The sequence below is a fragment of the Haloarcula sp. CBA1129 genome (assembly GCF_008729015.1).
GTDB lineage: Archaea > Halobacteriota > Halobacteria > Halobacteriales > Haloarculaceae > Haloarcula.
The window spans coordinates 2,953,885-2,967,412 of record NZ_RKSM01000001.1 but is presented as its reverse complement, the minus strand read 5'-3'; the positions used below and the strand labels follow the sequence as shown (position 1 = coordinate 2,967,412).

Sequence of the window (13,528 nt, the reverse complement as noted above, 5' to 3'; positions counted from 1 at the left end):
TTTATTTGCGTGGGGTTCCCACACACAAGTATGGATATCCGCGACGCTATCGAGGACGACGCCGATCGACTGGCAGCCCTCGCCGACGGGCCACCGGACGTGATGCGAAACCTCGTCCACGACCGCACCGTCCGCGTGGCCGAGGAGAACGACGACATTGTGGGGTTCGTGAGCTTCGATGCCGAGCGTGGGACCGTCCACGTGACGCAACTGGCCGGCTCGAGCGACGCATGCGAGGAACTCCTGACCGACCCGATCGAGTTCGCCCGCCGCGAACACATGACCGTCGAGTTGCTGCTACCGGAAGACGAATCAGAGGTCCAGACAGCTGTCGAGGCGGTCGGATTCACCTCCACCGGAAACGGTCCCCGGTTCGACGGACAGGAGACGACGCGCTACCGGTTAGAGCCGGAGCGAGCGGAGCACTGACTAGCGTCACGGGATCGAGAGCCGCCAGCCGAGCATCGCACACAGTCCGAACCCGAAGGCGTTCAGCGAGCCGTGAAGCGCAACCATCGTCGAGATTGTCAGACCCAGCGAGCGACCGGTGAACGTCGACACTCCGTAGCCGAGCGCGAGCGCCATCGAAACCGGAAGCGCCACCGCCGCGATGCCGAGCAGGACCCCTTGCGGACGGGAGCAGTTCGGGACGACACGACGCAGGACCACGACACCGAAGGCCGCGACAGCGACGGTGAAGACACTCACTGCGACGACTTCCACCAGCGGCGAGAAGGCGATGCCGACCGCGATGAGCGCCGGACCGACGAGGACGACACCGACGACAGTGCGGAATCCCCGCGAGCGGTCACCGAGACGCCGGCCGGTCAGTCCTGTTGCGACTGGGAGGACGAACCCTGCGTAGTGGAAGTGGACCGCCGTCAGTCGAATGATGACGCGGTCGAACCAGAACGTCAGGTCGAGGTGGGCCAGCAGGAGCGCGACCGCGCCAACTGAGACGTAGGCGAAGCCGGCATCGATAGCGGTCTCCGGAAGCGACAGACCGCCGCGTCTGCGAGTCCGCACGAGCGCGGCGTATCCGAGGAGGCCGGTGACGGCCAGCCACGGCGTTGCGAGCGCGGCGGCCAGCGGAGCCGGTGACGAAACGACCAGCGAGACCGCGAGCAGGAGTGCACTGACCGGCTGGAGCCAGATGGCAGTGGTCGTGAACCGATTTGCAGGTGCCGGAAACGTCCCGTGGACCGCCGTTCGGAGCGCGAGCGGGACCAGCACGAGCGGCGCGAGTGCAAGCGCCCGTTCGATAGCGTCGAGTGCCCCAGTAGCCGTCAACGCCAGCCAGACCACCGTCCCAAGCACCGCGCTCAGGTCCCCCACGGCGATGCTCCCGATGACCGGTTGGGTCACGCTGCCGAGTGGTTCGGTCCGGGGCCCGGCGGCGCGGTCGCTCATTGCGGCGGGAGTCGGTCAAGCCCGGGGACGATTCGGAGGTCGTCAGGCGTCCCGTCGCTGGCAGTCTGGTTCTGCGTGAACGTCCCGCGATAGCCGAGCATGTGGCCCACGAGACCGTTCTCGACGGTCGCGGTGACGTGGTACCGCTCGTCGGCCTCGTCGTAACGGTCACGCACCTCAACATCGGCGGCCAGCGGCCCCGGTAGCGGGACGTAGCGGTTGCCCAGACGGGCCCACTGCCGGCCGCCGGCGACCACGAGCGCGCCGTCCTCGACCCGCGGGTGGAGTTCGCTGGCGATGCGGCCGCGAGTCCCAAGGAAATCAAGCAGCCGCTCGGCTTCGGCGTCCCAGACCGTCAGCGAGTCGAACAGACGGGTGGTGTCGCCGAAGTCGAAGGCGCGGCGGGTCGTCATGGCCTCGTGACCACCAGCCGTCGTGTAGGCCACCGTCGTCACTGAAAACGGCACATCCTCACCGGCTTCGGGAAACAGCATGTTCTGGGTCGTCATCGCGTAGAGCGCCGGCAAGACGAGCGTCCCGCGGGTGATGTCCATCTCGCCGCGGCCGACACAGACCGTCCCGTCGTCGGGAGCGAGGCTGTACCGGTCGCGAACCTTCGGATGGAGGTCGGCCGCCGCGTCGCCGAGCGCCCGCTCGTAGACGCCCGTCACAGTGCCACCTGAGACGGTGCTGTCGGGAGTGTTCCGTCCGGAATCTGCCCCACCGCATGTACTACCGGTCTCTGTCCGGTCATTGTGTTGACGTTCCCGAGCCAGATAGATATGTCTGCTGGGCTGAAACGGCGAGTGGAGAACCCCTGTGTGTCAGGTTACTCTTTCGAGCGGAGCTTCCGATACAGGTACGCAACGCCAAGACCGCCGGCGACCAGCGCTGGGACCAGCGGTGCGTCGGTGGCCTTCGAGACCTGTCGCCGAACCGTGTCAGTGACCGACGACGGTTCCTCGATGAGTTCCAGCACGGCCTCGGTGCTGTTTGCGACCGGTTCCGGCTCGTTCCCGGCTTCGGCAGCTGCTTCGGGGTCTTTGAGCAGGTGGCCCGTCGTCAGGCAGACGACCGACTCGTCGCTGTCGACCTCACCCTCGCGGCGGAGTTTCCGGAGGCCCGCAACGGAGGCCGCAGAGGCCGGTTCGACGCCGACGCCTTCCCCGGCGATGTCGCGCTGTGCTTCGGTGATTTCCTCGTCGGAGACGGCGACGGCGGTACCGCCAGTCTCTCGAATGCCCGGGAGCGCCTTCGGCGCGTTGACCGGGTTCCCGATACGGATGGCGGTCGCTCGGGTCTCGACGTCTTCCCAGCGGCGGGTGTCCTCGTAGCCGTTCTCGATGGCCTCGACCATCGGGGCGGCTCCGTCGGCCTGAACGCCAGTGAGCTTGGGGACCTGATCCTCGGTGATCGCACCGGCCTTGACGAGTTCGCGGAAGCACTTGTACAGCGCCGCAGTGTTGCCGGCGTTGCCGACCGGCAGGACGATGCGGTCCGGGTACTCGCCGTTGTCGGCGTAGAACTCCTCCATAATCTCCAGCCCGATGGTCTTCTGGCCCTCCAGACGGAAGGGGTTCAACGAGTTCAGCAGGTAGGCCTCGCCACGGGCCGCGAGGTCCTGTACGATGTCGAGACACTGGTCGAAGTTGCCGTCGACCTCCAGAATCCGCGCACGGTGGAGGCTCGCCTGTGCGATTTTCCCGGCGGCGACCTTCCCGGCGGGGAGGAGGACGAGCGTCTCCATGCCGCCGCGAGCGCCGTAAGCCGCAAGCGCCGCGGAGGTGTTGCCGGTGGAGGCACAGGCCAGTCGGTCGACACCGACCTCTTGGGCGACTCGGACACCGACGGTCATGCCGCGGTCCTTGAACGAACCGGTGGGGTTCATTCCCTCGTGTTTCACGCGGAGCGCGTCGACGCCGATATCCTCCTTCAGGCGGGGCATCTCGTGTAGCGGCGTATCGCCCTCGGGAAGCGTGACGCCCTCTTCGAAGGGCAGAGCGGCGTTGTACCGCCAGACGCCCGACCCCTCGAACTCGTCGAAGGTCGGCAGGTCGTCGTAGCGGACCTCAAGCAGGCCGTCACAGTCATCGCAGGTGTAGCGGATCGCGTCGAAGGGAGCGAACGTCTCACCACACTCGATACAGGCCAGCCAGACGCCGTCGTCGGCAGCCGGCGGCACGTCGTCGGTGAGTTCCAAGTCAGCCATTGTCGGGACCACGCCCCCACCGGGCAAAAGTCGGACGGTTGCCGGTCGCAACGCCGGACCAGCTACTCGTCGGCCGAGGCGTCGAACTCGTCGATACGGCGATGGACTGCGGTAGTCCACTCGTCGAGGGTCTCGTGCATCAGTTCGCGGGCCCTCGGCAGCGGTGTCGCGGTGTACTGGTACACGTGGCCGCCACCGTCGAGCAACCGCCGTTTTCGTGTCGCGAGCCCCTTCTCACGGAGTGTCGACAGCGACCGATTGACGTTCGAGCGGTCCCGGCCGAGTTCGTCAGCGAGTTCCTCGACGGTGCTTGCAGGCGTCTCAAGTAATGTCTGATACGTCCGTACCTCGTGTTCCTGCACGCCGAAAACACAGGCCATCACGTCCGAGAGATTCGGTTCGTCGTCGACCATCAGCTCGTGGACCCGGTCCGGGGACGGGTTGACAGACATACCCATCTGTACTGTTCCAACTCGGATAAACTGGGTCGTTACCTCAACCTCACCCCGTGGCATCGGCTCTGGCCGCTACCATGCGGTTCAGAGCTGTGGGTACTGTTGGCTGTAACTATTGCAAGATATTCGCCACCCCGGGGTGGCGAAATTCGTCATAGACTTACAGCCGACAGTATGGCCGTTGCTCGGAAGGCGTACCCATGCGAGCAGGTGTCGAATGTAGCAACACAACCACCGGTTCAGTTGGAGTCACGAGCTAGCAGGACTCCAGCAGCAACCATACTGTGAAAATGATTGCCAAACACATCAAAAAGGGTGCTGTTTCGGGTGGAGAATCACCCCCATCCGGAAGGAATTGTCACTGTTTACTCATATTCGCATCCGAATGTGCTATCTAGTTACAAATCAAAAGCATTAATACTCACCCACTAATGTCAGTTATAAAAGAAGTAAGCGCATTGCTCTTCGTGGTGACCGAGCGACGATGAGAGTGCTAATACTTCCCAATCCCAGAAACCAATGAATTACAGGAGTTTCGATCATCTCAGTGCTGATACGCAGGAGTGGATCGTCGATCTACCAGACGGCTTGGATCTGATCGTCGGAATACCCAGAAGCGGGATGCTAGTGTCAAACTTACTCTCACTACATCTCAATCTCCCGATGACGGATATCGATGGGTTGCGGGAGGGCAGGCTCCTCCAGACGGGGGAACGGTACGACGGCGAGTTCGACCTCTCGAAGTTCTCGAAGATACTGGTCGTCGACGACACCGTCTACACCGGGAGCGAAATGACCGATGCACAGTCGACAATTGACGGGTTTGATCTGTCCGCAGACGTGTACTACGGCGCTGTGTACGTGGACGAGGGGTCCGAGCGGTTCGTCGATACGTACGCACGAACCCTGCCGTTCCCGAGAGTATTCGAGTGGAACATGATGCACCACGACTTCCTTATGGACTCCTGTGTCGACCTAGACGGCATCCTCTGTCGCGACCCGACGCCCGAAGAGAACGACGATGGGCCGAAATACCGGGAGTTTATTTCGACTGTCGATCCGATCTGTGTTCCCTCGGTGGAAATCGGGAAAATCGTCACCTGTCGGCTGGAGAAGTACCGCAGCGAGACCGCCGCCTGGCTCGACGAGCACGGGATCGAGTACGACGAACTGGTGATGATGCAGTATCCGGACAAGGCCACACGGGTCGCCGCAGGCAACCACGGGGAGTACAAGGCTGGGGTGTACCAATCCTCAGACGCCAGACTGTTCATCGAAAGCGCACACTCACAGGCCCGAACGATAGCCATACAGACGAACAAGCCCGTCTACAGCAAGGAACAAAACCGGATGCTCCGGCAGGGGTATCTGAACCGTGTCGCCAGAAACGGCCGGATGTCAGTTGAGGCCGTCAAATCCGACCCGTTCAGGTACGTCGACCAGTTCAGGTCAGACCCGGTGGACTTCGTCAAGCGGGCCTCGTCGATGCTTCTCTAGACCACTCGCTTCCGGCTTGGGTGAGCGCTACACGCTCAGCACTCACCCAAAGCTTGGTCTGAGCGGAGCGAAGCAAGGCTCGACAGCCGAGCAACGCAGGTCGTTCGGTGACAAGAAATCGCACCCACTCCGTTCGGGGCGGGCTATTCCTGTTCGGCCAGCCACGCGAGCAGTCCTTTCTGAGCGTGCAGGCGGTTCTCTGCTTGGTCCCAGACGACGGCGTTGTCCGACTCGATGGCGTCGTCAGTGACCTCCTCGCCACGGTGGGCGGGCAGGCAGTGCATGAACGGTCGGTGTTCGAGCAAGTCCGTCGTGATCTGGAACCCTTCGAAGTCTTCGAGTTTCTGGCCGCGCTGGTCTTCTTGTCCCATACTGACCCACACGTCAGAGTACACCACGTCGGCGTCGGCAACTGCAGCCTCGGGGTCGTGGGTCGTCTCAGGCGCGTTTCCGAAAGCGGCGGCGCGGTCGGCCACATCGTCGGAGATGCCGTAGCCCTCTGGGGTGGCGACGGTGAGGTCGAGCCCGACCATCGCTGCGCCGATGACGAAGGACTGGCAGACGTTGTTGCCGTCACCGACCCACGCCACGGAGATGTCCTCGAAGTCCCCGAACTGCTCGCGGATGGTCAGCAGGTCCGCGAGCGTCTGACAGGGATGGGCGTCGTCGGTTAGCCCATTGATAACCGGGACCTCGGCGTACTCGGCCAGTTCCTCGGCGTCAGCGTGATCGAACACGCGCGCCATGATGAAATCCACGTATCGCCCGAGTGCGCGGGCGGTGTCTTTCACCGGTTCGCCGTGGCCCAGATGGATGTCGTCGGGACCGAGGAACACGGCGTGGCCGCCCAGTTGCGTCATCCCCGTCTCGAAGGAGACGCGGGTTCGCGTCGAGGGCTTCTCGAAGATCATCCCCAGCGTCTGCTGATCGAGCAGGTCGCTTGTACTCCCCCCGCCGTGGTTGGCCTTGATTGCCGCGGCGCGGTCGAGGACGGTCGCCAGTTCGTCGGTCGTGAGGTCGTCGACATCAAGTAGATCCATATCAGTCCTCCAGTAGGCGTTCGGTCGCGGTTTCAAGCACCGCAACGGAGCGGTCGTACTCCTTGAGCGGGAGGTGCTCGTTCGGTGCGTGATCAAGATCGGAGTCGCCGGGTCCGTAGGTCACCATCGGACAGTCCCACGCTTTCGCGTAGACATTCATGTCGCTGGTCCCGGTCTTGCGGAGGAGCGTGGGCTCACCGCCCTGCTGCCGAATCGCAGCACGGAACGCTCTGGCGGCGCTGGTCCGAGGGCTCTGCATCACCGGCTCGACCCTGTCGTTCCAGTTGACGGTCCCGTTCGACAGATAGCCGTCAGCTATCTCTCGGATCTCGTCGGTGGTGTACTCCGGCGGGACCCGCAGTTGCACGTCCATTGTCGCCTCGACTGAGAGGCCGTCAGTGGAAGGGCCACCCTCGAAGTCGACGGGTTTGCAGGTGACCTGCTCGAACACCGGATGCCACTCGTCGTCGTCGAACTCCTCGTCGACCGACGACCACCAGTCGATGGCATCCTGAATAGCGTTGTTCTCCGGGCGCGAGGAGTGGCCGGACTCGCTGGTCGCGACGTAGGTCCCAGCCAGCAGGCCGCGGTAGCCCAGCGTGATGCCCTCCCAGCCGGAGGGTTCGCCGTTGATGACCGCGTCGGGTGCCGAGTCGCGGTCCTCGACGAGGAACCGCCCGCCCTTCGAGTCGACCTCTTCGCCGACGACGCCGACGAACGAGGCCCCGGTGCGGACGGCCGCGACGGCCATCGCACACAGCGGTCCCTTCGCGTCGACGCTGCCGCGGCCCCACAGCACGTCGCCCTCGTCTGTCTCCTCGACACGGACCGGAATGTCCCCCGGAACCGTGTCGATGTGCGAGGTGAGCAAGACGCCATCGTCGGCGGGCGCACGAACGTTGCCGACCTCGTCGAGCCACGCCTCGCGGCCGTGGGCCTCGAAGAACTCGACCAGCCGCTGGGCCGCCTCGCCCTCGTTGCGCGAGACCGATGGCGTGCGAACAATCGCTTCCAGCAGGTCCCGTGCCTCGGTGTCGGCTTCCTGAGTCGCTGCTTCGCTCATCCCACCACCTCCGCCATCGCGTCGACGACGGCGTCGGCGTGGTCCTCGTCGATGGTCAGCGGCGGGAGCAGGCGGACGACGGTCCGGCCGGCCGGCAGTGCGAGCACCTGATGGTTCAGCGCGAGTTCCTTCAGCGCCGCGTTCGCGCCGCGACCGACCTCGACGCCGATCATCAGGCCCTCGCCACGGATGTCCCGCACGTCGTCGCCGATGGCCGCTTCCAGTTCGGTCAGGAGGTAGTCGCCCATCGCGGCGGCGTTTTCCGGAACGTCGTCCTCGACGACGGTCGAGACGGTCGCGCCGGCGGCCGCTGAGATGACCGGCCCCCCGGAGAACGTCGAGGCGTGGGAGCCGTAGTTCTCGGCGATCCAGTCGCGACACAGCGTCGCGCCGACGGGGAGGCCGTTGCCCAGCCCCTTCGCCGCGGTTATCATGTCAGGTGCGACAGCGGCGCGCTGGGAGTTCCACAGCGCGCCGGTCCGGCCCATGCCGGTCTGGACCTCGTCGAAGATGAGCGCCGCGCCGGCGTCTTCGGTAATCTCCCGCGCTGCTTCGAGGTAGCCGTCGGAAGCCGGGTTGATGCCGCCCTCGCCCTGAACCGGTTCGACGATGAACGCGGCGGTGTCCTCGTCGACGGCCTCGGCCAGTGCCTCGCTGTCGTCGTAGGGGACGAACTCCACGTCGCCGATAAGCGGCTCGTAGGGCTTCTTGTACTTGTTCTTCCACGTGGTCGCCAGCGCGCCCATCGTCCGGCCGTGGAAGCCCTGCATCGTCGCAACGATTTTGGAGTTGCCCGTCGCCGAGCGGGCGAACTTCAGCGCGGCCTCGTTGGCCTCGGTCCCGGAGTTACAGAGCCAAGTCTTCTCAATCGGGTCCGGCGCGGTGTCGGCGAGCAGTTCGTACAGGGCCGTCCGCTCGGCGTTGGGGTACGACGCTTGGACGTACGTGAGCTTCTCTAGCTGCTCGCTGACGGCGCTCTGGACCGCCGGGTGACCGTGTCCCAGCGGGACACAGGCGTAGGACGCGCCCATGTCTAAGTACTCTGTGCCGCCGTCGTCGTAGACGTAGGCACCGTCGCCACGTTCGATCTGGATGGGTTTCTCGTTGAAGACGAATCCGCTCATTGTTCCTCCGTCGCTGTCTGGTCTGTGTCCTGTTCGAGTGCGCTCGCGTGGACGTGGGTCCCGCCGCCATCGAGTGCCGACAGAATCGGCGACTCGGCGTTGGCGTCGGCCACGACCGCCTCGGACGCGCCGCCATCGAGCGCCTCCTCGACGGCCATGATTTTCCGGCCCATGAATCCCTCGGCGGCGTCTTCGAGAGCGTCCCAGTCGGCTGCCGTCTCGACCGATTCGATGAGCGTCGACGGGTCATCGGGGTCAGCGTAGACGCCCTCGACATCGGTCAGGAGTACCAGCTGCGCGTCGAGTTCGCCGGCGATAGCCGCCGCCGAGCGGTCGGCATCGGTGTTCACCGGAATCACTTCGCCGTCGTCGTCTCCGGCCATCGGCGGCGCAGCGACAGGCGTGTACCCGTCGTCAAGCAGCGATTCTAGCAGGTCGCCGTTGACCTGCTTGATGGTGCCCGAGTGGTCGCCACGGCGAATCTTCTTCTTGCCGTCCTCGACGACCCGCACTGCGGACTTGCGCGGTCCGTAGAGCAGTTTGCCGTCGACGCCGTTGAGACCGACCGCATCGACGCCCTCGCTCTGGAGGCCGGCGACGAGCTGGGTGTTGAGGTGGCCAAACGCCATCTCGAACACCTCCATCGTGGTCTCGTCCGTGAACCGGCCGACGACGCCCGACGGCGTCTCGACGTATTCGGGCTCGACGCCGAGCCGTTCGAGCGTTTCGTCGACTTTGGTGGAGCCGCCGTGTACCACGACGACCTGTTCACCATCGGCCACGAGCGATGCCACGTCCGCAAGCGCCCCCGCGGGGTCGACCGCGCGAGCGCCACCGACTTTGATAACTACTGTCATGAAAAAGCCTCTCCAGAGGTTACGGTGCGCCGACGGGGTGGAGCCCCTGGAACTCCAAGCCCGCCGTCTCTTCGATACCCAGTGCGACGTTGGCCGCGTGGACCGCCTGACCAGCCGACCCCTTCATCATGTTGTCGATAGCTGAGAACACGACCAGTCGCTTGTTGCCGGGATCGAGTTCGAAGCCGACCTCGGCGCGGTTCGTGCCCGCGACCGACTTGGGCTCGGGGTAGCGGTAGACGCCACCGCCGCCGGCGACGAGTTCGACGAACGGTTCGTCCTCGTACTCGCCGCGGTACGCGCCCCAGAGGTCGCCCTTCGAGACCGGGCCCTCGGGGAAGACGTGACAGGTCGCGCTCGCGCCGCGGATCATGTCCACCGCGTGGACGGTGAAGGACACATCGATGCCGAGGAACTGCTGGATCTCGGCCTCGTGGCGGTGACCCGTGGGCGCGTACGGACGGACGACGCCCGAGCGCTCGGGATGGCTCGACGCCTCGCCGCCGCCGGCCCCGCCCTCGCTGGAGCCGACCTTCACGTCGACGACGACCTGCTCGTCGCCCGAAAGGATGTCGGCCTCGAACAGCGGGAGCAGGCCCAGAATCGTCGCCGTGGCGTTACAGCCGCCGGAGGCGATGAGGTCTGCGCCCGCGAGGTTGCCGCGGTTCAGCTCCGGCAGGGCGTACTCGCTCTGTTCGAGCAGTTCCGGACGCGTGTGCCCGTCGTACCACTCGTCGTACTGGGCCTCCGAATCAAGGCGGAAGTCCGCCGAGAGGTCGACGACCGTGCCGGCAGCCTCCTGAAACGCGTCGATCTGCTCCATCGAGACGCCGTGGGGCGTCGCGGCGAACAGCACGTCCACGGACTCTAGCTCTTCGGGCGATGAAAAGCGCAGGTCCGAGTGCCGGAGGTTCGGATGCTGGTGTCCGATGGTCTTGTTCTCCTTCGAACGGCTGGTGGCCTGTTCGAGTTCGAACTCGGGGTGGCCATCGAGGATGCGAAGCAGTTCCCCGCCGGTGAACCCGGAGCCGCCGACGACGCTTGCGGTATATGTCATGCGGTCACCTCGGCGTCGGTCGCTGTCGCCGCCTTCTCTTCGAGCCAGTCGACGACCTTCGCGGGCACGTCCACATCGGTGACCTCGTTCAGCGCCTTGAACTCGACGGTGTGGTTGACCTCGTGGACGGTGTAGTCCTCGAAGTCGTGGGTGTCGTCTTCCGACACCCCAACCTCCATCAGGTCGATACCGAGCAGCCCGCCGCCGACCGCGTCGGAGGCCTTCTCGACCAGTTCCAGCGCGCGGTCGTCCAGTTCGAACTCGGCGGTTTCTGCGCCCTTCGCCGCGTTCGTGAGCCAGTGGTCCGAGGAGCGGACCATCGCCGCAATCGGCTCACCGTCGACGGCCAGTACGCGCATGTCGCGGCCGGGTTTTTCTACGAACTCCTGAACGTAGAAGATCTTGTGCTCGTAGTGGCCAAGCGTCTCCTTGTGTTCGAGGATAGCCTCGGCGGCCGAGCGGGAGTCGATCTTCGCCATCAGGCGACCCCAAGAGCCGACGACCGGCTTCAGGACGCAGGGGTAGCCGAACTTCTCGATGGATTCGAGCGCGGCGTCCTTGGTGAACGCCACGTCGGTGTTGGGCGTCGGGACGCCCGCGGCCTCAAGCGCGAGGCTGTTGTTGACCTTGTCCGCGCAGGTGTCGGCGACTTCGGGGCCGTTGACCACGGGGACACCGTAGGCCTTCGCGAACTTCGTCGCGTAGACGCTGCGGCTGGTCGCCAGACAGCGGTCGACGACGATGTCGAGGTCCTCGAACGACTCGGGGGCCTCGCTGATGTTGAACTGCTGTTTGCGAACGTCTATCTTTTCTATCTCGTGGTCGCGCTCGCGCAGTTCCGACAGCAGGAGCTTCTCGTCCCGGCGGATGCGCGAGTAGAGGAGTCCGACTTTCATGCTGAATCCTCCGTGCGTTCGCGGCTCGCGGCCTCAAGCGCCACGGTCACGTACGGCGTCGAGCGCCGCGCCACCGCGAACACCTCACTCACCCCAGTCCTCTTCGAGCTCGGGTGCGCTGTCGAGCTCGACGGGGTCGGCGCCGACGACTTCCAGTTCGGCACCGCAGGTGGCACAGTCAACGATCTCTCCGACTTCGAGGTTGTCGTGCAGGGACACGTCCGCCCCACACTCGATGCATTCTGCCATTGTAGTTCATCCTGTGACAGGGACTCACTTAAAGTCTTCGAACATATCAGAATAAAATCACTAAATATACTGCACTCTAATGGTACGAAAAGCCCAAATCCGCCACGTTACCGAATCGTGTATCAGAAGTATGGTATAATTGTCCCACGAGGGGACGGTGGTCGCTCAGACATATCGGTCCACCTCCGTCTGGCGGCGGTCAGCCGCCTGTGTAACCGCCTGCCGGCGGTCGGTCAGTGCCTCGCTGTCTACGGCGAGTGCGTCCTCGGCCACCGAGACTTGCTTGGCGACGGCATCGGGGGCCGGGCCACCGCGAGAGTCCCGCATCGCGACACTTTCGGTCGGGTCGAGTGCGGCCTCAAGCGCCTCGCGGTCGACGTACGCCGACAGGGGCTTGCCCAGCACGTCCTCGGCGACGGCCGACAGAGATTCGTAGTCTGGTGCGTCGTCTTCGGGACCTAACTGCGCGGCGGCCTCGGCGACGACCTCGTGGGCCGTCCTGAATGGGACGCCGGCCATCGCCAGCAGGTCGGCAACACCGGTTGCCGTCGCGAACCCGTCGGCCGCCGCGGCCTCCAGCGTCTCGGCGGGCCAGTCAGCGGTTGCGACCGCGCCCGCCGCGACTTCCACGCTCTCGGTGACGCTGTCGATGGCGTCCCATGCGTGGCGGCCGGCACGCTGAAGGTCGCGGTTGTACGCGCGGGGCTGGCCCTTGAGGTTGGTCAGCAGGCCGTTCAATCCCCCGACGGCGTCGCCCGTGCGTCCGCGAACAAGCTCCAACGTATCCGGATTCTTCTTCTGGGGCATAATCGACGACGTAGACGAGTAGTCGTCGTCGAGGTCGACGTGACCCTTGCTCGCCATCACGACCACGTCCTCGGCCAGTCCCGACAGCGTCGTTGCCAACGTTGCGACGGCGCTGGTCGTCTCGACGAGGAAATCGCGGGTCGCCGAGGCGTCCATCGAGTTCTCAGCAACACCCTCGAACCCGAGCAGTTCGGCCGTGCGCTCGCGGTCCACGTCGAAGGGCGTGCCCGCGAACGCCGCCGAGCCGAGGGGGTTCTGATTGACCCGCTCGTAGGCGTCCAGCAAGCGCGCGGTGTCGCGCTGGAGGGCCTGCTCGTAGGACAGCACCCAGTGGGCGACCGTCGTCGGCTGGGCGGGCTGGAGATGCGTGTAGCCGGGCATCACCGTTTCGCGCTCGGCGCGAGCGACCTCGATGAGTTGCTCGCGAGCGCCGATGACGGTCTCCACGAGATTCAGAATATCCTCGCGCAGACGGTAGCGGATGCAGGCCGCCACCTCGTCGTTGCGCGAGCGGGCGGTGTGCATTTTTCCGCCCTCCGACCCGACGCGCTCGATCACGGCGCTCTCGATGGCTTCGTGCACATCCTCACCGTCGGGCAGTTCTCCGTGACCCGCGTCTTCCACATCCGACAGCGCGGCCAGCACCTCGCCGGCCGTTTCGCGGCCGATGATCTCCTCTTCGGCCAGCATCACGACGTGTGCGCGGTCAACAGCCAGATCGGCCGCGAAGATGCGCTCGTCGTCGGACAGCGAGGAGAGGAACGACCGGGCGGGGCCGCCGGCGAAGCGGTCACGGCGGACGACCGTCTCATCGTGGTCGCCAGCCCCGTCCGCCGTCTCGTGGTCCTCGCCGTCGCTCATTCG

Annotated in this window: 14 protein-coding genes; 2 read left to right on the top strand and 12 right to left on the bottom strand. The window is 65.0% G+C overall.

Going from position 1 to position 13,528, the window contains the following annotated elements:
* The first annotated feature begins 30 nt into the window (after nucleotides 1-30).
* Entirely contained in the window at nucleotides 31-429 is a 399-nt protein-coding gene (locus Har1129_RS14990; protein ID WP_151101383.1) for a hypothetical protein, read from the top strand.
* 6 nt (nucleotides 430-435) lie between these two features.
* Here Har1129_RS14990 and Har1129_RS14985 read toward each other — a convergent pair whose 3' ends face one another.
* The 4 genes from Har1129_RS14985 to Har1129_RS14970 all read right to left on the bottom strand — a co-directional run bounded on the left by Har1129_RS14985 (nucleotide 436) and on the right by Har1129_RS14970 (nucleotide 4,071).
* The gene (locus Har1129_RS14985) at nucleotides 436-1,410 is read right to left on the bottom strand and encodes a YndJ family protein (protein WP_151101382.1); all 975 of its coding nucleotides are present in this window, start codon (nucleotides 1,408-1,410) and stop codon (nucleotides 436-438) included.
* The gene (locus Har1129_RS14980; protein WP_151101381.1) at nucleotides 1,407-2,081 is read right to left on the bottom strand and encodes a DUF4166 domain-containing protein; all 675 of its coding nucleotides are present in this window, start codon (nucleotides 2,079-2,081) and stop codon (nucleotides 1,407-1,409) included. Before Har1129_RS14980 ends, Har1129_RS14985 begins: the two co-directional genes overlap by 4 nt.
* A 158-nt stretch (nucleotides 2,082-2,239) precedes the next feature.
* Complete coding sequence (gene thrC / locus Har1129_RS14975; RefSeq protein WP_151101380.1) at nucleotides 2,240-3,619, bottom strand: threonine synthase; 1,380 nt, start codon at nucleotides 3,617-3,619, stop codon at nucleotides 2,240-2,242.
* A 62-nt stretch (nucleotides 3,620-3,681) separates the two neighbouring features.
* The gene (locus tag Har1129_RS14970) at nucleotides 3,682-4,071 is read right to left on the bottom strand and encodes a helix-turn-helix domain-containing protein (protein ID WP_151101379.1); all 390 of its coding nucleotides are present in this window, start codon (nucleotides 4,069-4,071) and stop codon (nucleotides 3,682-3,684) included.
* Between the two features lie 522 nt (nucleotides 4,072-4,593).
* On the opposite strand from Har1129_RS14970, the gene Har1129_RS14965 reads away from it, so the two are divergent.
* Entirely contained in the window at nucleotides 4,594-5,571 is a 978-nt protein-coding gene (locus Har1129_RS14965; protein ID WP_151101378.1) for an orotate phosphoribosyltransferase, read from the top strand.
* A gap of 143 nt (nucleotides 5,572-5,714) precedes the next feature.
* Here Har1129_RS14965 and argF read toward each other — a convergent pair whose 3' ends face one another.
* The 8 genes from argF to argH form a co-directional block, all read right to left on the bottom strand.
* A complete protein-coding gene (gene argF / locus Har1129_RS14960; protein WP_151101377.1) occupies nucleotides 5,715-6,611 on the bottom strand; it encodes an ornithine carbamoyltransferase in 897 nt (298 codons plus the stop codon).
* A gap of 1 nt (nucleotide 6,612) precedes the next feature.
* Nucleotides 6,613-7,674, bottom strand: coding sequence for a [LysW]-lysine hydrolase (locus tag Har1129_RS14955; RefSeq protein ID WP_151101376.1), 1,062 nt, complete (start codon nucleotides 7,672-7,674; stop codon nucleotides 6,613-6,615).
* Nucleotides 7,671-8,798, bottom strand: a complete 1,128-nt coding sequence (locus tag Har1129_RS14950; RefSeq protein WP_151101375.1) for an aspartate aminotransferase family protein — start codon at nucleotides 8,796-8,798, stop codon at nucleotides 7,671-7,673. The genes Har1129_RS14955 and Har1129_RS14950 overlap by 4 nt, the downstream gene beginning before the upstream one ends.
* Entirely contained in the window at nucleotides 8,795-9,655 is an 861-nt protein-coding gene (locus tag Har1129_RS14945; RefSeq protein ID WP_151101374.1) for an acetylglutamate/acetylaminoadipate kinase, read from the bottom strand. Before Har1129_RS14945 ends, Har1129_RS14950 begins: the two co-directional genes overlap by 4 nt.
* 19 nt (nucleotides 9,656-9,674) lie before the next feature.
* A complete protein-coding gene (gene argC, locus Har1129_RS14940) occupies nucleotides 9,675-10,712 on the bottom strand; it encodes an N-acetyl-gamma-glutamyl-phosphate reductase (RefSeq protein ID WP_151101373.1) in 1,038 nt (345 codons plus the stop codon).
* Complete coding sequence (gene lysX / locus Har1129_RS14935) at nucleotides 10,709-11,608, bottom strand: lysine biosynthesis protein LysX (RefSeq protein ID WP_151101372.1); 900 nt, start codon at nucleotides 11,606-11,608, stop codon at nucleotides 10,709-10,711. Before lysX ends, argC begins: the two co-directional genes overlap by 4 nt.
* A gap of 84 nt (nucleotides 11,609-11,692) precedes the next feature.
* Entirely contained in the window at nucleotides 11,693-11,857 is a 165-nt protein-coding gene (lysW, locus tag Har1129_RS14930; protein ID WP_004959888.1) for a lysine biosynthesis protein LysW, read from the bottom strand.
* A gap of 165 nt (nucleotides 11,858-12,022) precedes the next feature.
* Nucleotides 12,023-13,525 carry an argininosuccinate lyase gene (gene argH, locus Har1129_RS14925; protein WP_151101371.1) on the bottom strand — a complete coding sequence of 501 codons (1,503 nt, stop codon included), beginning with the start codon at nucleotides 13,523-13,525 and terminating at the stop codon, nucleotides 12,023-12,025.
* Between the last annotated feature and the right edge of the window lie 3 nt (nucleotides 13,526-13,528).